Source organism: Herbiconiux oxytropis, assembly GCF_024979315.1.
GTDB classification, from domain to species: Bacteria; Actinomycetota; Actinomycetes; order Actinomycetales; family Microbacteriaceae; genus Herbiconiux; species Herbiconiux oxytropis.
This window is the reverse complement of sequence record NZ_JANLCK010000001.1, coordinates 518,172-536,424: the sequence shown is the minus strand read 5'-3', so window position 1 is coordinate 536,424 and position 18,253 is coordinate 518,172. Positions and strand designations below refer to the sequence as shown.

The window sequence follows — 18,253 nt, the reverse complement described above, 5'->3', positions numbered from 1 at the left end:
CATGTCCGACACCTTCACTGCGCCACCCTCCAACTTCAATGCTCCGCTGAGCGAAGTCGATCCCGAGATCGCCGAGGTGCTCAAGCTCGAGCTCGGCCGCCAGCGCGGCACCCTCGAGATGATCGCCTCCGAGAACTTCGTGCCTCGCGCCGTGCTCGAGTCGCAGGGCTCGGTGCTCACGAACAAGTACGCCGAGGGCTACCCGGGCCGCCGCTACTACGGCGGCTGCGAGTTCGTCGACGTGGCCGAGCAGCTCGCCATCGACCGCGCCAAGGCCCTCTTCGGCGCCGAGTACGCCAACGTGCAGCCCCACTCCGGCGCCACCGCGAACGCGGCCGTGCTGAGCGCGATCGCCACCCCCGGTGACACCATCCTCGGCCTCGAGCTCGCGCACGGCGGCCACCTCACGCACGGCATGAAGCTCAACTTCTCGGGCAAGCTCTACAACGCCGTCTCCTACGGCGTCGACCCCGAGACCTTCCTGGTCGACATGGACGTGGTGCGCGACAAGGCCCTCGAGCACAAGCCGCAGGTGATCATCGCCGGCTGGTCGGCCTACCCCCGCCAGCTCGACTTCGCCGCCTTCCGCGCCATCGCCGACGAGGTGGGCGCCAAGCTCTGGGTCGACATGGCGCACTTCGCCGGTCTCGTGGCCGCCGGGCTCCACCCCTCGCCCGTGCCGTTCGCCGACGTGGTCTCCTCCACCGTGCACAAGACCATCGGCGGCCCCCGCTCGGGCTTCATCGTGAGCCGCGACACCGAGCTCGCGAAGAAGCTCAACTCGAACGTGTTCCCCGGCCAGCAGGGCGGACCGCTCATGCACGTGATCGCCGCCAAGGCCACCGCGTTCAAGCTCGCCGCCGAGCCCGAGTTCAAGGACCGCCAGCTGCGGACGCTCTCCGGAGCCCGCATCCTCGCCGAGCGCCTCACCGCCGACGACGCGCGCGCCGCCGGCGTCGACGTGCTCACGGGCGGCACCGACGTGCATCTCGTGCTCGCCGACCTCCGCAACTCCGCCCTCGACGGCCAGCAGGCCGAGGACATCCTGCACGAGGTCGGCATCACGGTGAACCGGAACTCTGTGCCGTTCGACCCGCGCCCGCCGATGGTCACCTCCGGTCTCCGGATCGGCACGCCGGCCCTCGCCACGCGTGGCTTCGGCGACACCGAGTTCGTCGAGGTCGCCGACATCATCGGCAGCGCGCTCACGCCCTCGCCCGACGTGGAGGCGCTGCGTGCCCGCGTGCTCACGCTCACCGACGGGTTCCCGCTCTACCCGGGCCTCGAGCAGTGGTAGCCACGAAGCTCGACGGCAACGCCACCGCTGCGGCGCTGAAGAGCGAGATCGCCGAGCGCGTGTCTGCGCTGAAGGCCGAGGGCATCGTGCCCGGTCTCGGCACGCTGCTCGTGGGCGAGGATCCGGGATCGATCTCGTACGTGGCGGGCAAGCACCGCGACTGCGCCGAGGTGGGCATCGAATCGGTGCGCGTCGACCTCCCGGCCTCGGCCACGGAGCAGGATGTGCGCGACGCGATCGCCGAGCTCAACGCGAACGACGCGGTGACCGGATACATCGTGCAGCTCCCGCTGCCCGCCGGCATCGACGAGAACGCCATGCTCGAGCTGATGGACCCGGCGAAGGACAGCGACGGCCTGCACCCCACGAACCTCGGCCGGCTCGTGCTCGGCGTCTCGGGCGAGCTGCACTCACCGCTGCCCTGCACCCCTGCCGGCATCGTCGAGATGCTCGGCAGGTACGGTGTGACCCTGCCGGGCAAGCACGTCGTGGTGGTCGGCCGCGGCCTCACGGTGGGCCGCCCGCTCGGGCTCCTGCTCACCCGCAAGGGCATCGACGCCACGGTCACCCTCACGCACTCGCGCACGCCGAACCTGGAGAAGGAGGTGCGCCGGGCCGACGTCGTGATCGCCGCCGTGGGCGTGCCCGGCCTCATCAAGGCCCACTGGGTCAAGCCCGGAGCCGCCGTGCTCGACGTGGGCATCACCCGCGTGGTCGACGACACCACCGGAAAGGCCCGGCTGATCGGAGACGTCGACTCCGGCGTGGCCGAGGTCGCGGGCTTCCTCTCACCCGTTCCCGGGGGAGTGGGCCCGATGACCCGGGCGATGCTCGTCGAGAATGTCGTGGCCGAGGCGGAGCGCCGGGCCGGGCTCTAGCGGGCCTCTGGCTCCGGCGCGGCGTCGGCGAACTGCGCGGCGTAGAGCGCCGCGTAGGCGCCGCCGGCCGCCAGCAGTTCGGCGTGGCTGCCCTGCTCGACGATCGAGCCCGACTCCATCACGAGAATGAGGTCGGCGTCGCGGATCGTGGACAGACGGTGCGCGATGACGAAGCTCGTGCGGTCGGCTCTGAGCGCCGACATGGCCTTCTGCACGAGCTGCTCGGTGCGGGTGTCGACGGACGACGTGGCCTCGTCGAGGATGAGCACGCTCGGCTCGGCGAGGAACGCTCGGGCGATGGTGAGCAGCTGCTTCTCGCCGGCCGAGACGTTCGAGGCCTCGTCGTCGAGCACCGTGTCGTAGCCGTCCGGCAGGGAGTGCACGAAGCGGTCGACGTAGGTCGCCCTCGCGGCGGCGAGGATCTCCTCCTCGGTCGCGTCGGGGCGGCCGTAGGCGATGTTGTCGCGGATCGTGCCGCCGAAGAGCCACGTGTCCTGCAGCACCATCCCGGTGCGGGAGCGCAGGTCGTGGCGTGTCATCCTGGCGATGTCGACCCCGTCGAGGGTGATGCGGCCGGCATCGAGCTCGTAGAACCGCATGATGAGGTTCACGAGGGTCGACTTGCCTGCGCCCGTGGGCCCCACGATCGCCACGGTCTGACCGGGCTCCGCCGTGAGCGAGAGGTCGTCGATGAGGGGCCTGTCGGCGACGTAGCGGAACGAGACGCCCTCGAAGCGGAGCCGGCCGGGGCCGTCGGCCGGCGGCGTCTCGGCGGGCGCCGCATCCGGTGTCTGCTCCTCGGCGTCGAGCAGCTCGAACACGCGCTCGGCGGAGGCCACCCCCGACTGGAGGAGATTGACCATCGAACCGAGCTGGGTGAGCGGCTGGGTGAACTGGCGGGAGTACTGGATGAATGCCTGCACGGCACCGATGCTGAGCGCCCCCGAGGCCACCTGCAGCCCGCCCACCACGGCGATGACGACATAGACGAGGTTTCCCACGAACATCATGGCGGGCATGATGATGCCCGAGACGAACTGGGCACCGAAGCTCGCGCGGTAGAGCTCGTCGTTCTTGGCGCTGAAGGCGGCCTCGGTCTCGCGCTGCCGGCCGAAGACCTTCACGAGGGCGTGCCCGGTGAAGTTCTCCTCGACCTGCGCGTTGAGCTCGCCCGTGGCCTTCCACTGGGTGACGAAGAGCTTCTGCGAGCGCTTGGCGATGAGGGCGGTGATGACGACCGTGAGCGGGATCGTCACGAGCGAGATCACCGCGAGCAGCGGCGACGTGATGAACATCATGACCAGGATGCCGACGACGGTCAGGAGCGAGGTGAGCAGCTGGCTGAGCGTCTGCTGCAGGCTCTGCGCCACGTTGTCCATGTCGTTCGTGACCCGGCTGAGCAGCTCGCCCCGTGGCATCTTGTCGAAGTACGACAGGGGGAGGCGGTTGATCTTGGCCTCGACCTCCTCACGCAGAGTGAACGTCGTGCGCTGCACGACCGTGTTGAGGAGCCGCCCCTGCACCCAGGAGAACACCGAGGCGAGCACGTAGAGCACGAGCACCGTGCCGAGCACGACGGCGAGGGCGTTGAAGTCGATGTGCTGACCGGGAACGAGATCGATGCCGCTGATGAGGTCGGCCTGGGCGCTCTGCCCGCTCACCCTGAGGCCCTCGACCACCTCCTCCTTGGTGGAGCCGGCGGGGAGGGTCTGGCCGATCGCACCCGCGAAGATGAGATTCGTGCCCTGGCCGAGCAGCCACGGGCCGACGACCGTGAACACCACGCTGATGGCGCCGAGCAGCACCACCGCGAGCACGGGTCCGCGGTGCGGTGCGAGGCGCCGCAGCAGCCGGAGGGCCGACGGACCGAAGGTCATCGACTTCTCGGCCGGCAGCTGGGCTCCGCCGAACGGGCCGCCGCCCGGGCCGCCGCGGCGCACGGGGCCGCGCGTCGCTCCAGGCCCGCTCATGCCGCTTCCTCCGCGCTCAGCTGGGAGGCCACGATCTCGGCGTAGGTCTCGCTCGTCGCGAGCAGTTCCTCGTGCGTGCCACGGCCCACGATCGCGCCGTCCTCCAGCACCACGATGACGTCGGCGTCGACGATGGTCGACACCCGCTGGGCGACGATGATCATCGTCGCTCCCTTCACATCGGCACGGAGGGCCCGTCGGAGCCGCGCATCCGTCGTGAGGTCGAGTGCCGAGAACGAGTCGTCGAACACGTAGATCTCGGGCCGCTTCACGAGTGCGCGCGCGATGGCGAGCCGCTGCCGCTGGCCGCCCGAGACGGTGGTGCCGCCCTGCGCGATCTCGGCGTCGAGCCCGCCGTCCATCGAGCGCACGAAGTCGGCGGCCTGAGCGACCTCGAGCGCGTGCCAGAGCTCGGCATCGGTGGCGTCGGGCTTGCCGTAGCGGAGGTTGGAGGCCACGGTGCCCGAGAAGAGGTAGGGCCTCTGCGGCACGAGGCCGATGCGGCTCCAGAGCAGATCGGGGTCGAGCTCGCGCACGTCGACACCGTCGACGAGCACCGAGCCTGCCGTGGCGTCGAACAGGCGCGGGAGCAGATTGACGAACGTGGTCTTGCCCGCGCCCGTCGATCCGATGATCGCGAGGGTCTGGCCGCTCTGCACGGTGATGTCGAGGTCGCGCAGCACGGGCTGCTCGGCGCCGGGGTACGAGAACGAGGCGCCGCGGAGCTCGACGACGCCGTGCAGCGGGAGCTCGTGCACGGGGTGAGCGGGCGGCGTCACGGAGGTCTCGGTCTCGAGCACCTCGGTGATGCGATCGGCGCAGACCGAGGCGCGCGGGATCATCATGGCCATGAACGTCGCCATCATCACCGCCATCAGGATCTGCACGAGGTAGCTGAGGAACGCGATGAGTGTGCCCACCTGCATCGAGCCCGAGTCGATCCGGAAGGCACCGAACCAGATCACGGCCACGCTCGACACGTTGAGGATGAGCATGACCGTCGGGAACATGAGAGCCATCAGCCGGCCCGCCCGCAGCGCCGAATCGGTGACGGCGGCGTTGGCCTCGGCGAAGCGCTCGGTCTCGACGCCCTCTCGCACGAAGGCGCGCACCACGCGGATGCCCGTGAGCTGCTCCCGCAGCACCCGGTTGACGGTGTCGATACGGGTCTGCATGCGGCGGAACTGCGGCACCATCCGCACGATGATGAGGCTCAGCGCGATGAGGAGCACGGGCACGCTCACCGCGATGATCCAGGAGAGCTCCAGATCTTGCTGCAGGGCCAGGATGACGCCGCCCACGGCGAGGATGGGCGCGGAGACCAGCAGCGTGAACGTCATGAGCGCGAGCATCTGCACCTGCTGCACGTCGTTCGTGGAGCGCGTGATGAGGGAGGGGGCGCCGAAGCCCGAGACCTCGCGCTCGCTGAAGCCGCTCACGCGGTGGAAGATGGCGCCGCGGAGGTCGCGCCCGAGTGCCATGGCGACCTTCGCCCCGAAGTAGACGGCGGTGATCGACGCGGCGACCTGCAGGACGGTGATGCCGAGCATCACGAGGCCGGTCGAGAGCACGTAAGCGGTGTCGCCCCTCGCCACGCCCTGATCGATGATGTCGGCGTTCAGCGTGGGGAGGTAGAGCGAGGCCACCGACTGGATGAGCTGGAACAGCACGATGAGCGCGATCGGGCGCCCGTGCGGGCGGAGGAAGCGCCCGAGAAGTCTCAGGAGTGTCATGCGGCCGTGCTGCTTTCTGCGAGTCGAGGAGTGCAGTCTAAGCGCGACGGATGACATCCGGGAGAGCCCTGCGACCGCCGTCGCTAGGCTGGGCGGCATGCGAGCGCCCACCGGCCATCAGTATCCGCTCCGGCTCGAGTCGGAGGGCTCCGTCGTGACCGCCGTCATCACCGAGGTGGCGGCCGGCATCCGGGCCCTCGAGGTCGACGGCGCCGCACTCGTCGAGACCTTCGCCGAGACCTCGTCGCCCCCGGGGGCCGCGGGCATCGTGCTCGTGCCCTGGCCCAACCGGGTGGCCGACGGGCGATGGATGCTCGACGGCGAGCCTCAGCAGCTCGACCTCACCGAGCCGGCCAAGGGCAACGCGACCCACGGCCTGCTGCGGAACACGGGTTACCGTCTGCTCGAGCACGAGGCGCACCGGGTGCTCCAGGCGGCCACGGTGTTCCCGCAGCACGGCTACCCGTTCCTGCTCGAGACCACCGTGCAGCACGAGCTCGTGCCGGACGGCCTGCAGGTCACGCACACCGTGCGGAACGACTCGGCGCGCTCGGCCCCCGTGGCCGTGGGCGCGCATCCGTATCTGCGGATCGGGGACGTGCCGACCGCCGACCTCGTGCTCACGGTCGACGTGGAGACCCGGTTCCTCACCGACGAGCGGCAGATCCCCGTGTCGGAGGAGAAGGTCGCCGGGACCGACTTCGACCTCACCCAGGGGCGACGGCTGGGCGACATCGCGATCGATCACGGCTTCGGCGGGGTGCGGGTCACCGACGGCCGCAGCAGGCAGACCCTCGACGCACCCGACGGGAGGCGGGTGGAACTCTGGGCCGACGAGAACTTCCGCTACCTCCAGGTGTTCACGCCGCCCGCATTCGCGTCTGTCGACGGGCCTCGGCTCGCGGTGGCTCTCGAGCCCATGACCGCGCCCGCGGACGCGCTGAATTCCGGTGAAGGCATACGCTGGCTCCAGCCGGATGAGACCTGGACCCTCCGGTGGGGGATTCGCCGTTGTCAAGCCCCATCTTCAGATTTTGGCGCGCATTTGCCCTCGATTAAGCTCGGATCCTGAGAGTTCATACGGCTCTGGAGGACTGTCAGGGAGCGTCGGTTGGGCTTATTGATCTACGGACCGAGCGGGTCCGAGATCGAGATGGACGATCGCCTGCTCGCGCACCTGCGGATCGTGATCGTGACGAAGATGCGCAATCACGAGTCGTTCTCCCTCTCCTGGATCGTCGACGCCAATCAGGGCAGCGGGCGTGAGACCCTCTGGGTGCACCCGTCGATCCCGCTGCGGTTCCGTTTCTACGGGAGCCGGCCGCCCGCGATCAACCGGGCCTGGATCGATCAGATGATGACGGCGGCTCACCGTGGCGACCTGCGGATCATGCCTGAGCCCCCCGGGGAGCCCGAGGGCTGATCGGCCCCCCGCCTGCTGGCTATGCTCGACTCGTGGGAACGACGGGGGAGCGGGTGAGCACCGGGCGGCGGAACCTGCGGCGCGGTGTCGTCGCCGGGATGGTCGTCTTCGCCGTGCTCGCGTACGTGGCCGTCGTGCTGCTCTACGCGGCGGGCGGGCGCGGGTCGGATGTGCAGAGCCGGTTCCTCGGCGTCCCCGACCCCGAGGTGACCACGATCACCTTCTCGCCGATGGCGGTGATCGGGCTGACCCAGCGCATCGAGGTGGATGCGCGCATCTCGCCGGCGGCCGAGTTCCGAGACGCGGACGGCGTCGGCATCACGCGGGAGATCGGCTTCATCATCACGCCCGTCGACGGCGAGCAGTCGTTCGTGGTGGAGGAGGGCTCCCTGCTCGAGCTCACGAAGTCGCTCACGATCGTCGCGTCGAGCGGGGCCATCGAGAACTGGCCGCTCGACCGCTACACCGCGGCGGTAGGCGTCCTCGCCTACATCACCGACGAGAACGGCGAGAAGCAGGTCATCCCCACCGAGGTGAAATGGGAGGGCTTCCTCACGGGCTGGGACTTCACCGTCGCCGAGGACTACGACAACCCGGTCGGGACGGTCGACACCGCCGACGGTCGCGACGACCCCGTGCCCTCGATCTCCATCCAGGCCAACCGCTCGCTCAGCACCATCGCCTTCGGCGTCGTGCTGCTCGGCCTCCTCGTCGTGATGCCGGCGCTCGTGCTGTTCGTCGCGATCCGGGCCTTCACCGGCCGGCGGAAGGTCGAGGCCACGCTCACGAGCTGGATGGGGGCGATGCTCTTCGCCACGGTGCCGCTTCGCACCTTCCTCCCGGGGTCGCCGCCGATCGGCTCCTGGATCGACTACCTCATCGTGCTCTGGGTCGTCGTGGGCCTCATCACGGGCCTCGTGGTCTATGTGCTCGCCTGGAACCGCTGGGGCACCCCCACCCCGCAGCTCGAAGAAGCCGATGCCGACGGCGGTGGAGGCGACTAGATTCGCACCCACCGGCGGGATGCTCCTGCGCCAAGTGGTGCTCGACGCAGAAGACGCCCGCGGCAGCAGCTGCCGGAGCCAGGTGGGCCCGGAGGGGCTCGAACCCTCGACCCGCGGATTAAAAGTCCGATGCTCTGCCAACTGAGCTACAGGCCCTCGTTTCCAGCCTAGCGCCTGATGCTGGGTCCGGCGTCCGGCGGAAAGGGGCAGGATGGACGCCATGGCCGACGACTTCCACAAGCCCGCGCTGTTCGACAGCGGCGCGCTCGACGCGTTCAAGGGCGGCGAAGACCCCGCCCAGATCAACCGGGTGGCGCACGAGACCGCGGGCGCCCTGCTCAGCCGCGTGCGCGACGACCCGCAGCCCGAGATCGTCGAGAGGCTGCTCGCCTTCACCGACGACCACGGCATCGACACCGTGGCCGAGTTGTGGTCGCGCGCGAGCGCCCACAGCCTGCCGGGGAGCCTCTGGCGCATCTACCTCCTCCGGGTGCTCATCCGTCAGGACCCCGAGCAGACGAGCTACTTCTACGAGCGCGGCAGCACCGTGCTCCGTGGAATCGACCCCGTGGTGGCCGGCGCGGAGTCGCCGACCGGCCCGAAGGAGATCACCGATCTGGCCGATCGCATCCTGCGCGGACTGTTCACAGGGGATTTTGCGGTGGCCCTCGATCGTGCCGCCGCCTTCTGCCGGATCATGGCGCAGGGATGCGCCGCGATCGCCGACGAGGCGGAGATCGGAGCCCCTGAAACCGCCTCGACACTGACCACCCGAGCCCTCCGTTTCGAGAGCATCGGAGCCGATCTCACGCAGTCGGCGACGCTCTGGCGGCACGACACCCTCGACTGATCGGTACAATTGAAACCGCCGGGCCGCAGTAACCCCGGGCTCCAAAATTCGCCGCTTCGAGCGGCCTTCCGCCGAGAGGCGTTTCTGCGGCCCGGTCTCTCTCCTCTCGAGAATCCTCGAGCTGGGCCAATCCGTTCCGTCGGGCTCTCCGAACATCAGATGTGCGCATCGAGCGTCGTCGGATCACCCAGAGAGAGCGAGTCCTGTCATGCTGGAGCTCGTGACCGCCGACCGAGGACCGATTGACGTGCCAGAACCCGAGACGCCGCTCGAGGAACTGCTGCACGCCGTTGCGACGGGTGACCAAGCGTCGTTCTCCGAGCTCTACGACCGCACCGCGCCCAGGGTTCTGGGCCTCGTGAAGCGCGTGCTCGTCGACCACGCGCAGTCAGAAGAGGTCACGCAGGAGATCTTCCTCGAGATCTGGCGCACCGCCACGAAGTTCGAGTCGGCCCGCGGCAGTGCGATGTCGTGGATCCTGACGATGACCCACCGCCGCGCCGTCGACCGAGTGCGCTCCTCGCAGTCCGGACACGATCGCGACGAGCGGATCGGGCTCCGCGACATCGAGCCCGCCTTCGACCACGTGAGCGAATCCGTCGAGATCCGGATCGAGCACGAACGGGTGAAACGGGCCATGGCCCAGCTCACCGAGCTCCAACGCCAGGCGATCTCACTCGCCTACTACGGCGGCTACAGCCACACCGAAGTCGCGGGCCTGCTGGGGATACCGGTCGGCACAGTGAAGACGCGATTGCGCGATGGAATGATCAGACTGAGAGACGAGATGGGGGTGGCATCATGAGCGATCGACGAGACGACAACGACCCACGCGAACTCACTGGCGCTTACGCCCTCGACGCGGTCGACACCGGCGAGCGGGAGGCCTTCGAGCGGGCTGCCGGTCGCAGCGAGAACCTGCAGGCCGAGGCCGACGAGCTGCGCGAGACCGCGCTCCTGCTTGCCCTCTCGGCCGATCCTGTCGCGCCGTCGGAGCGGCTCAAGATCGACCTGATGGCGAAGATCGCCTCGACACCGCAGGAGATGCCGACGCGTTCCGAGTCGCGCCCTGCCGAGTCCGCGCCGGTTGATCCGCAGCCCCAGGTGGCGCAGTCCGCAGAGGCCCTCCCCCTTGCCGCATCCTCGACACCTGCCGAGCTCAAGGCATCACGCCGCTGGTTCAGCGGTCCGATCGGCCTCGTGGCCGGAGTGGCTGCCGCGGCCGCACTGTTCATCGGTGGCGGATTCGTGGGCGGGGCGCTGTCGCCCGATGCGCCCGTGGTGATCGACGCCTCAGCCACGGAACTCGCCGAGATCACGGCGGCCTCTGACTCCCAGCGAACCACCGTCGAGCTCGACGGCGGAACGACCGCCACGCTCGTCTGGTCGGAGGAGCTCGGCCGTTCGGCCGTGGTCACCGACGGGCTCGAGCCGCTGCCCGACGACAAGGTCTACGAGGCCTGGTACATCGACTCAGAGGGCGCCGTCCCCGCAGGCACCTTCACCGCAAGCGGTGCCGGCACCGCTTGGCACGTGCTCGAGGGCACGATGGCCGCCGGTGCGACCGTGGGTGTGACCGTCGAACCGGCCGGCGGATCCGAGACCCCCACCACCGACCCCGTCATCGTGGTCGAGTCGGCCTGATCCACCTGCAGCGCACAGCACAGAACCCCCTGCACCCGAGAAGGTGCAGGGGGTTCTGTGCTGTGCGAGCGGGGCCGCGGATCAACCGAAGCGGCCGCTGACGTAGTCCTCGGTGTCCTGCACCGACGGGTTCGAGAAGATCGTGGTGGTGTCGTCGTACTCGATGAGCTTGCCGGGCTTGCCCGTGCCCGCGATGTTGAAGAACGCGGTGCGGTCCGAGACACGCGAGGCCTGCTGCATGTTGTGGGTCACGATCACGACCGTGTACTCCGACTTCAGCTCCTCGATGAGGTCCTCGATCGCGAGGGTCGAGATCGGGTCGAGCGCGGAGCAGGGCTCGTCCATGAGGATCACGTCGGGCGAGACTGCGATCGCCCGCGCGATGCACAGTCGCTGCTGCTGCCCGCCCGAGAGACCGGAGCCCGGGAGGTTCAGGCGGTCCTTGACCTCGTTCCAGAGGTTCGCGCCGCGCAGCGACTTCTCGATCAGGTCGTCGGCATCCGACTTGGAGATGCGCTTGTTGTTGAGCTTGACGCCCGCCAGCACGTTCTCGCCGATCGACATCGTGGGGAACGGGTTGGGGCGCTGGAACACCATGCCCACCTGGCGGCGCACGAGCACGGGGTCGACGCCCTGACCGTAGAGGTTGTTGCCGTCGATCAGCACCTCGCCCTCGACGCGGGCGCCCGGGATGACCTCGTGCATGCGGTTGAGGGTGCGGAGGAAGGTCGACTTGCCGCAGCCCGACGGGCCGATGAAGGCCGTGACGGTGCGCGGTTCGATCCGCAGCGAGACGCCTTCGACGGCGAGGAAGCTGCTGTAGTAGACGTTGAGGTCGTTGACTTCGATGCTCTTTGACACGAGGGTTCCTTCGGGTTCAGTTCCGCGTCAGCGGCCGAGTTTGGGGGAGAAGACTTTGGCGACGATGCGGGCGATGAGGTTCAGCAGCATCACGATCACGACGAGGGTGAGCGCACCGGCCCAGGCCCGGTCGATGTACGCCTCGGCCGGGATGCCCTGGTTGGCGTACTGCGTGTAGACGAACACTGGCAGTGTCATCATGCGCTCGTTGAAGAGGTTGTAGTTCATGCTCTGCGTGAAGCCCGCGATGATCAGCAGGGGGGCCGTCTCGCCGATGACGCGGGAGATGGCGAGCATGACACCGGTCGTGATGCCGGCGATCGAGGTGGGGAGCACGACCTTGACGATCGTGAGCCACTTCGGCACACCGAGCGCGTAGGAGGCCTCACGGAGCTCGTTCGGCACGAGCTTCAGCATCTCCTCGCTCGAGCGCACGACCACCGGGATCATGAGCACCGAGAGCGCAACCGCGCCACCGAAGCCGAAGCGGATGCCGGGCTGGTTGAGGATGAGCGCGAAGAACGCGAAGGCGAACAGGCCCGCCACGATCGAGGGGATGCCGGTCATCACGTCGACGAGGAACGTGATGCCGCGGGCCAGGTGGCCGCGGCCGTACTCCACGAGGTAGATGGCGGTCAGGAGGCCGACGGGCACCGAGATGAGCGTGGCCATACCCGTGATCTCGAGCGTTCCCACGATCGCGTGCAGGGCGCCGCCGCCCTCGCCCACGACGTTCCGCATCGATCCGGAGAAGAAGCTCAGGTCGAAGCGCGGGATGCCGTTGGAGATGGTGGTGAACAGCAGCGAGATCAGCGGCAGCAGGGCCACGAGGAACGCGAGCGAGACGAGCGAGGTGACGAAGCGGTTCATCGCGGGCCGCGCGCCCTCGTAGGAGCGGGAGACGATGTAGTTCACGATGACCCACAGCACGGTGCCGAAGAAGATCGCACCGATGATGTTGAAGCTGTCGTTCACACCGGCGGCGAGGAGGATGCCGAACACGGCGCCCACGATGAGCCAGCAGACCCCGAGGAGGATCCACGGCACGGGCTTCGGCAGGATGCCCGTGGTGAGCGTGTTGGCGATCGGGGCCTTGGTGGCCGGCGGGGGAGTGGTGATCGTCGACATGATCTAGTTGGCTCCCGAGAAGGCCTTGCGGCGGTTGACGATGGCGCGAGCGATGAAGTTCACGGCGAACGTGATGACGAACAGGATCAGGCCGGTCGCGATCAGCACGTTGACCCCGACGCCGTGGGCCTCGGGGAAGTTGAGCGCGATGTTCGCGGCGATCGTGGTGGGGTTCGTCGACTGAAGCAGGGCGAAGGAGATGAGCACCTGGGGCGAGAGCACCATGGCCACCGCCATCGTCTCGCCGAGCGCGCGGCCGAGGCCGAGCATCGACGCTGAGACGATGCCGGGGCGGCCGAACGGCAGCACCGCGGTGCGGATCATCTCCCAGCGGGTCGCGCCGAGCGCGAGAGCCGCCTCCTCGTGGAGCTTCGGGGTCTGCAGGAAGATCTCGCGGCAGAGGGCCGTGACGATCGGCAGGATCATGACGGCGAGCACGATGGCCACGGTGAGGATGGTGCGGCCGGTGCCCGAGACGGGGCCGGCGAAGAGCGGGAACCAGCCGAAGAGGTCGACGAGGGTCGACCAGAACGGCTGCACGAACGGTGCGAGGACCGTGATGCCCCAGAGGCCGAACACGACGCTCGGCACGGCGGCCAGGAGGTCGATGATGTAGCCGAGACCCTGCGCGAGCTTGCGCGGCGCGTAGTGCGAGATGAAGAGGGCGATGCCGATCGCGAGCGGCACGGCGATCAGGAGCGCGAGGAACGCGGCCCAGACGGTTCCGAAGACGAGCGGGCCGACATAGGCCCAGAAGTTCGGCGCTCCGCCTTTGAGGTCGTCGGAGCCCGCGGTGAAGGCGGGGATGCTCTGGGCGACCAGGAAGATGGCGACGGCGGCCAGGACCACGAGGATGAGCGAACCCGCCACCACCGTGCTCGCCGAGAAGATGGCGTCGCCTGGTCGCTGTTTCGCTCTGATCGGACGCGGCGCTTCCGGCTTGGCGGGGGCGGTGGTCATAGGACCTGGTCTCCTGTCATCGGGCTAGGAGCGGGTGGTGCGGGACGGTCGGGTCGGGGGTGGGCCCTGACCCGGCTCTGTCCGGTCCCGTGTCTCGAGGAGAACGGAACCGGACAGAGTGGATGGAGCGTTGTTACTTGATCGTCTCGATCGCGGCAGCGACCTTGGTCGACAGGTCGGCCGAGAGCGGTGCGGCGCCGGCGGAGGTCGCGGCCTCCTGCTGGCCCTCGTCCGAAGCCATGTAGCCGAGGTAGGCCTTCACGAGCTCACCCTGAGCGGCGTCGGCGTACTCCTGGCACGCGATGGCGTAGGAGACGAGCACGAGCGGGTAGTGCGTCGGGTCGGTGGTCTCGCGGTCGAGCTTGATCGCGATGTCGTTGGCCTCGCGGCCCTCGACGAGCGGCGAGCCCTCGACGACGGCGGCAGCACCCTCGGCGGTGTACTCGACGAACTCCTCGCCGACCTTGATCTTCGCGACACCGAGGTCGCCGGCCTTGGAGGCGTCGGCGTAGCCGATGGTGCCGTCGCCACCGGTGACGGCCTGGATGACACCGGAGGTGCCCTGAGCGCCCTCACCCGACTGGAACGGGAAGGTGTCGGAGGCCTCTTCGGCCCAGGCATCGGGAGCGACCTTGCCGAGGTAGTCGGTGAAGTTCTTGGTGGTGCCCGAGTCATCGGAGCGGTGCACGGCGGTGATGGCCGTCGTCGGCAGCGTGGCCTCCGGGTTGAGCGCGGCGATGGCCGGGTCGTTCCAGGTGGTGATGGTGCCGCTGAAGATGTTCGCCAGCGTCGTGGCGTCCAGGTTGAGCTCGTCGACGCCGGCGACCTTGAAGACCACGGCGATGGGCGAGATGTAGACGGGGACGTCGATCGCCTTGGTGTCGGGAGCGCAGGAGCCGAACTCGCCCTCGAGCTCCTCGTCGCTGAGCGCGGAGTCGGAGCCGGCGAAGGCGGCGGCACCCGAGATGAAGGCCTCGCGGCCGGCGCCGGAGCCCTGGGGGTCGTAGTTGATGGTGACACCATCGTTGGCGGTCTGGAACGCTGCGATCCAGGCCTCCTGGGCGGAGCCCTGCGAGGAGGCGCCGATACCGGTCAGGGTGCCGGTGAGGGCGGAGCCGGAGTCGGCTCCTTCGGCGGCGGGAGCGCCGCCTTCGTTCGAGGCGCACGCGCTCAGGGCGAGGGCGGCGGTGAGGGCGATGACCGCGGGGGCGGCATAGCGCTTGAGCTTCACGAGGAATCCCTTTCGGAGTGATTTCAGTTCGAGCCGGTGCGGGCCCGTCCTAGACGCTAAGCGGCGTTGCTTAAGACACTGCCGCCCCGCGGTGAACGGAAGGTGAACAACCGGGTGCCGTCGTGAAGGGGTGGTGCGGGCTACTGCGGGACGTGGGTCTCGATCGCGACGATGCCGGAGCCCGGCCGGTCGACAGAGAGGTGAAGCACCGAGAAACCGGCCACCGGCAGGTCGCCCGCGCGCGAGAGTGTGGCGGCGGGGGCTGTGCCGGTGGCCAGTGCCACTTCGCGCACGATGTCCGGGAGAACGGGGCCGTGGCTGCAGAGCACGGTGGTGACGCGTTTGCGCACCCGCTTGCCGACGACGGCGCGCACGTCGCTCGTACCGTCCTCGTATGCATCCTGACTGATGCGGTCGGTGACCTTGGGCTCGAGCCGCAGCAGCTTGGCGAAGGGCTCGACGGTCTGCCGGCAGCGCTTGGCCGAGCTCGTCACGATCTTCTCCGGCGAGAACGCCAGGAGGCTGGGCACGATCGACTTCGCCTCGCCGAGACCGCGCTCGGTGAGCGGACGATCGGCGTCGCGGCCCGCGAACTGGTAGGGCGGCGTGGCCTTGGCGTGCCGGAGCGCGATGATGGCGAAGGTGCGGGTCACGCCGTCGTCCACCAGCATGCCGAACCTCTCCACGATCTCGGCGTCGCGTTCGTAGGTGAGCGCCCCGCAGGCCTTGCGCACCGACAGCCACTCGAGCGCGGCGACCTCGTCGCCCGGCAGGAAGGTCGACGAGCGCACCGCGTCGTCGGTGGCCTCGGCCGCCCAGTAGTGCACGGTCTTCTCCCGGCCGTTGGGCATGGTGTAGTTCGTCATGCCGAGCGGCACCCCGAGGGTCACGGCGAGTCCGGTCTCCTCCGAGATCTCGCGCACGGCGGTCTGCGGCAGTGTCTCGCCCGGGTCGACCTTCCCCTTGGGCAGGGAGACGTCGCGGTGCGCCGAACGGTGGATCACGAGCACGAGGACCTTGCCCTCGACGATCCGCCAGACCACGGCTCCGGCGGCGAAGACGGTCATCGCGTGGTTCCGGGCCGCTTGCGCCGGCTGATCCGCTGCATGAGCTCGTCCTGGAGGTCGATGCGGGGCGCGCCGTCGGGATCGACGTCGTTGCGGGTCCATTCGCCCGAGGCCGCGAGCGACCACGAGGCGACGGAGTCCGACATCGCAAGCGTGAAGAGGTCGTCGACCTCGGCCAGGTGCTGCGGGTCGACGAGGCGCACGAGCGCCTCCACCCTGCGGTCGAGGTTGCGGTGCATCATGTCGGCGCTGCCGATGAACACCTGCGGGTCGCCCTCGTTGTGGAACGAGAAGATGCGCGAGTGCTCGAGGTAGCGGCCGAGGATGGAGCGCACCTGGATGTTCTCGCTCAGCCCCGCCTGGCCGGGCTTGAGCGCGCAGATGCCGCGCACCCAGACCTCCACAGGCACCCCGGCCTGGCTGGCGCGGTAGAGGCCGTCGATGATGGCCTCGTCGACGATCGAGTTGACCTTGATCCGGATGCCGGAGGGCAGCCCCTTCCGCGCGTTCTCCGCCTCGGTCGCGATGCGCTTGAGCAGACCCTTCCGCAGGTGCAGCGGTGCCACGAGCAGGCGCTTGAACTTCTTCTCGATGGCGTAGCCCGAGAGCTCGTTGAACAGGCGCGTGAGATCCTTGCCCACCTGGTCGTCTGCGGTGAGGAGCCCGAGGTCCTCGTAGATGCGCGAGGTCTTGGGGTTGTAGTTGCCTGTGCCGATGTGGCTGTAGCTCTTCAGCCGGCCCTTCTCCTGACGGATCACGAGGGCGAGCTTGCAGTGCGTCTTCAGCCCCACGAGCCCGTAGACCACGTGCACGCCGGCCTTCTCGAGCTTGCGGGCCCAGGAGATGTTGGCCTGCTCGTCGAACCGCGCCTTGATCTCCACGAGGGCGAGAACCTGCTTGCCGGCCTCGGCCGCGTCGATGAGCGCTTCGACGATGGGGGAGTCGCCGCTCGTGCGGTAGAGGGTCTGCTTGATGGCGAGCACGTTGGGGTCGGCGGCGGCCTGCTCGAGGAAGGCCTGCACGCTCGTGGCGAACGACTCGTAGGGGTGGTGCAGCAGGATGTCGCCGCGCGAGATCGCCTTGAAGATGTCGGGCTTCGCGTTGGCCTCGGGCGGGAGGAGTGCGGCCGCGGTCGTGGGCACGTGCTTGGGGTACTTCAGGTCGGGCCGGGGGATCCGCGTGAGGTCGAAGAGACCGCCGAGGTCGAGCGGCGACGGCAGGCGGTAGACCTCCTGCTCGGTGATGTCGAGCTCGCGCACGATCAGCTCCAGGGTCACCGGATCCATGTCGTCGCTGATCTCGAGACGGATGGGCGGACCGAACCGGCGCCGCAGCAGCTCCTTCTCGAGCGCCTGCAGCAGGTTCTCGGTCTCGTCCTCCTCGACCTCCACGTCTTCGTTGCGGGTGACGCGGAAGACGTGGTGCTCCACGATCTCCATGCCGGGGAAGAGGTCGCCGAGGAAGCTCGAGATGAGGTCCTCGAGCGCGATGTAGCGCAGCTCGTCCGGAGTCTCACGTGTGTCGACGCGGATGAATCGGTTGAGCACCTGGGGCACTTTGAGGCGCGCGAACTCCTCCTTGCCCGTCTTGGAGTTGCGCACCCGGATCGACAGGTTGAGCGACAGGCCCGAGATGTAGGGGAACGGGTGGGCTGGGTCGACCGCGAGCGGCATGAGCACCGGGAAGATCTGCTGCGAGAAGATGTCGTGCAGGTTCTCGCGGTCGGCCGCGTCGAGGTCGTCCCAGGTGATCACCCGGATGCCGGACTCGGCGAGGGCGGGCGACACCAGGTTCTTCCATGCCAGTGCGTGCCGAAGCTGCAGTTCGTGCGCCTTCACCGAGATGTCCTCGAGCACATCGGTGGGGCGGCGGCCGACGTTGGTGGGCACCGCGAGGTCGGTGAGGATGCGGCGCTTCAGGCCCGCGACCCGCACCATGAAGAACTCGTCGAGGTTGGAGGCGAAGATCGCGAGGAAGTTGGCGCGCTCGAGCACCGGCAGCGTGGGATCCTCGGCGAGTTCGAGCACCCTCGTGTTGAACGCGAGCCAGCTGAGCTCCCGGTCGAGGTAGCGGCCCTCCGGCAGGGCCGGGCCCGCCGAGGTCACGGCCAGCTCGTCGTAGTCGTCATCGAAGTCGGTCACGACTCCGGCATCGAGCGAGATCATGTCGTCGTCCATCCCCACATCATCGCACCCGCAGGTGAAGCC

At 68.7% G+C, this 18,253-nt stretch carries 16 protein-coding genes and 1 tRNA gene; 8 read left to right on the top strand and 9 right to left on the bottom strand.

From position 1 onward, the window contains the following. Position 1: 1 nt before the first annotated feature. The gene (gene glyA, locus N1028_RS02620) at positions 2 to 1,297 is read left to right on the top strand and encodes a serine hydroxymethyltransferase (RefSeq protein ID WP_259525211.1); all 1,296 of its coding nucleotides are present in this window, start codon (positions 2 to 4) and stop codon (positions 1,295 to 1,297) included. After that, positions 1,291 to 2,175 (top strand): bifunctional methylenetetrahydrofolate dehydrogenase/methenyltetrahydrofolate cyclohydrolase, encoded by an 885-nt coding sequence (locus N1028_RS02615; RefSeq protein ID WP_259525210.1) that lies wholly within the window; start codon positions 1,291 to 1,293, stop codon positions 2,173 to 2,175. Before glyA ends, N1028_RS02615 begins: the two co-directional genes overlap by 7 nt. Here N1028_RS02615 and N1028_RS02610 read toward each other — a convergent pair. Together N1028_RS02610 and N1028_RS02605 are read right to left on the bottom strand one after the other, a co-directional pair. Further along, positions 2,172 to 4,145: an ABC transporter ATP-binding protein gene (locus N1028_RS02610; protein WP_259525209.1), complete on the bottom strand. Its 1,974-nt coding sequence runs from the start codon at positions 4,143 to 4,145 to the stop codon at positions 2,172 to 2,174. The two genes, N1028_RS02615 and N1028_RS02610, sit on opposite strands and share 4 nt — an antisense overlap. Beyond that, positions 4,142 to 5,878, bottom strand: coding sequence for an ABC transporter ATP-binding protein (locus N1028_RS02605; protein WP_259525208.1), 1,737 nt, complete (start codon positions 5,876 to 5,878; stop codon positions 4,142 to 4,144). Before N1028_RS02605 ends, N1028_RS02610 begins: the two co-directional genes overlap by 4 nt. Positions 5,879 to 5,975: 97 nt before the next feature. Between N1028_RS02605 and N1028_RS02600 the strand changes: the two genes are divergently transcribed. From N1028_RS02600 to N1028_RS02590, 3 genes are read left to right on the top strand one after another with little or no spacing between them, the layout of a single operon-like run. Further along, entirely contained in the window at positions 5,976 to 6,950 is a 975-nt protein-coding gene (locus tag N1028_RS02600; RefSeq protein ID WP_259525207.1) for an aldose 1-epimerase family protein, read from the top strand. Between the two features lie 39 nt (positions 6,951 to 6,989). Then, positions 6,990 to 7,301, top strand: coding sequence for a DUF7882 family protein (locus N1028_RS02595; protein ID WP_445727699.1), 312 nt, complete (start codon positions 6,990 to 6,992; stop codon positions 7,299 to 7,301). Positions 7,302 to 7,333: 32 nt separating this feature from the next. Further along, a complete protein-coding gene (locus N1028_RS02590; protein WP_259525204.1) occupies positions 7,334 to 8,305 on the top strand; it encodes a DUF8686 domain-containing protein in 972 nt (323 codons plus the stop codon). 83 nt (positions 8,306 to 8,388) lie between these two features. Here the strand turns inward: N1028_RS02590 and N1028_RS02585 are convergent. Next, positions 8,389 to 8,461: transfer RNA gene (locus tag N1028_RS02585), tRNA-Lys, on the bottom strand. A gap of 64 nt (positions 8,462 to 8,525) precedes the next feature. Between N1028_RS02585 and N1028_RS02580 the strand changes: the two genes are divergently transcribed. From N1028_RS02580 to N1028_RS02570, 3 genes are all read left to right on the top strand, one after another. Then, positions 8,526 to 9,155, top strand: coding sequence for a DNA-directed RNA polymerase subunit beta (locus N1028_RS02580; RefSeq protein WP_259525203.1), 630 nt, complete (start codon positions 8,526 to 8,528; stop codon positions 9,153 to 9,155). A gap of 208 nt (positions 9,156 to 9,363) precedes the next feature. Further along, positions 9,364 to 9,960 (top strand): sigma-70 family RNA polymerase sigma factor, encoded by a 597-nt coding sequence (locus N1028_RS02575; protein ID WP_259525202.1) that lies wholly within the window; start codon positions 9,364 to 9,366, stop codon positions 9,958 to 9,960. Beyond that, positions 9,957 to 10,799 (top strand): anti-sigma factor, encoded by an 843-nt coding sequence (locus tag N1028_RS02570; protein ID WP_259525201.1) that lies wholly within the window; start codon positions 9,957 to 9,959, stop codon positions 10,797 to 10,799. Before N1028_RS02575 ends, N1028_RS02570 begins: the two co-directional genes overlap by 4 nt. An 81-nt stretch (positions 10,800 to 10,880) precedes the next feature. On the opposite strand, the gene pstB is transcribed toward N1028_RS02570, so the two are convergent. The 6 genes from pstB to N1028_RS02540 all read right to left on the bottom strand — a co-directional run bounded on the left by pstB (position 10,881) and on the right by N1028_RS02540 (position 18,223). Further along, complete coding sequence (gene pstB / locus N1028_RS02565; RefSeq protein WP_259525200.1) at positions 10,881 to 11,660, bottom strand: phosphate ABC transporter ATP-binding protein PstB; 780 nt, start codon at positions 11,658 to 11,660, stop codon at positions 10,881 to 10,883. A 27-nt stretch (positions 11,661 to 11,687) separates the two neighbouring features. Further along, the gene (gene pstA, locus N1028_RS02560; RefSeq protein WP_259525199.1) at positions 11,688 to 12,788 is read right to left on the bottom strand and encodes a phosphate ABC transporter permease PstA; all 1,101 of its coding nucleotides are present in this window, start codon (positions 12,786 to 12,788) and stop codon (positions 11,688 to 11,690) included. Between the two features lie 3 nt (positions 12,789 to 12,791). Beyond that, positions 12,792 to 13,748 (bottom strand): phosphate ABC transporter permease subunit PstC, encoded by a 957-nt coding sequence (pstC, locus tag N1028_RS02555; protein WP_259525198.1) that lies wholly within the window; start codon positions 13,746 to 13,748, stop codon positions 12,792 to 12,794. Between the two features lie 133 nt (positions 13,749 to 13,881). Next, positions 13,882 to 14,979: a phosphate ABC transporter substrate-binding protein PstS gene (gene pstS, locus N1028_RS02550; protein WP_259525197.1), complete on the bottom strand. Its 1,098-nt coding sequence runs from the start codon at positions 14,977 to 14,979 to the stop codon at positions 13,882 to 13,884. Between the two features lie 140 nt (positions 14,980 to 15,119). Further along, complete coding sequence (locus tag N1028_RS02545) at positions 15,120 to 16,046, bottom strand: NUDIX hydrolase (protein ID WP_259525196.1); 927 nt, start codon at positions 16,044 to 16,046, stop codon at positions 15,120 to 15,122. Beyond that, a complete protein-coding gene (locus tag N1028_RS02540) occupies positions 16,043 to 18,223 on the bottom strand; it encodes an RNA degradosome polyphosphate kinase (protein ID WP_259525195.1) in 2,181 nt (726 codons plus the stop codon). The genes N1028_RS02545 and N1028_RS02540 overlap by 4 nt, the downstream gene beginning before the upstream one ends. Positions 18,224 to 18,253: the final 30 nt, after the last annotated feature.

Bases quoted from the DNA above. Each gene is read 5' to 3' on its own strand.
- glyA (WP_259525211.1), top strand. From the start codon at position 2: ATGTCCGACACCTTCACTGCGCCACCCTCCAACTTCAATGCTCCGCTG.
- N1028_RS02610 (WP_259525209.1), bottom strand. From the start codon at position 4,145: ATGAGCGGGCCTGGAGCGACGCGCGGCCCCGTGCGCCGCGGCGGCCCG.
- N1028_RS02605 (WP_259525208.1), bottom strand. From the start codon at position 5,878: ATGACACTCCTGAGACTTCTCGGGCGCTTCCTCCGCCCGCACGGGCGC.
- N1028_RS02600 (WP_259525207.1), top strand. From the start codon at position 5,976: ATGCGAGCGCCCACCGGCCATCAGTATCCGCTCCGGCTCGAGTCGGAG.
- N1028_RS02580 (WP_259525203.1), top strand. From the start codon at position 8,526: ATGGCCGACGACTTCCACAAGCCCGCGCTGTTCGACAGCGGCGCGCTC.
- N1028_RS02575 (WP_259525202.1), top strand. From the start codon at position 9,364: ATGCTGGAGCTCGTGACCGCCGACCGAGGACCGATTGACGTGCCAGAA.
- N1028_RS02570 (WP_259525201.1), top strand. From the start codon at position 9,957: ATGAGCGATCGACGAGACGACAACGACCCACGCGAACTCACTGGCGCT.
- pstA (WP_259525199.1), bottom strand. From the start codon at position 12,788: ATGTCGACGATCACCACTCCCCCGCCGGCCACCAAGGCCCCGATCGCC.
- pstC (WP_259525198.1), bottom strand. From the start codon at position 13,748: ATGACCACCGCCCCCGCCAAGCCGGAAGCGCCGCGTCCGATCAGAGCG.
- N1028_RS02545 (WP_259525196.1), bottom strand. From the start codon at position 16,046: ATGACCGTCTTCGCCGCCGGAGCCGTGGTCTGGCGGATCGTCGAGGGC.
- N1028_RS02540 (WP_259525195.1), bottom strand. From the start codon at position 18,223: ATGGACGACGACATGATCTCGCTCGATGCCGGAGTCGTGACCGACTTC.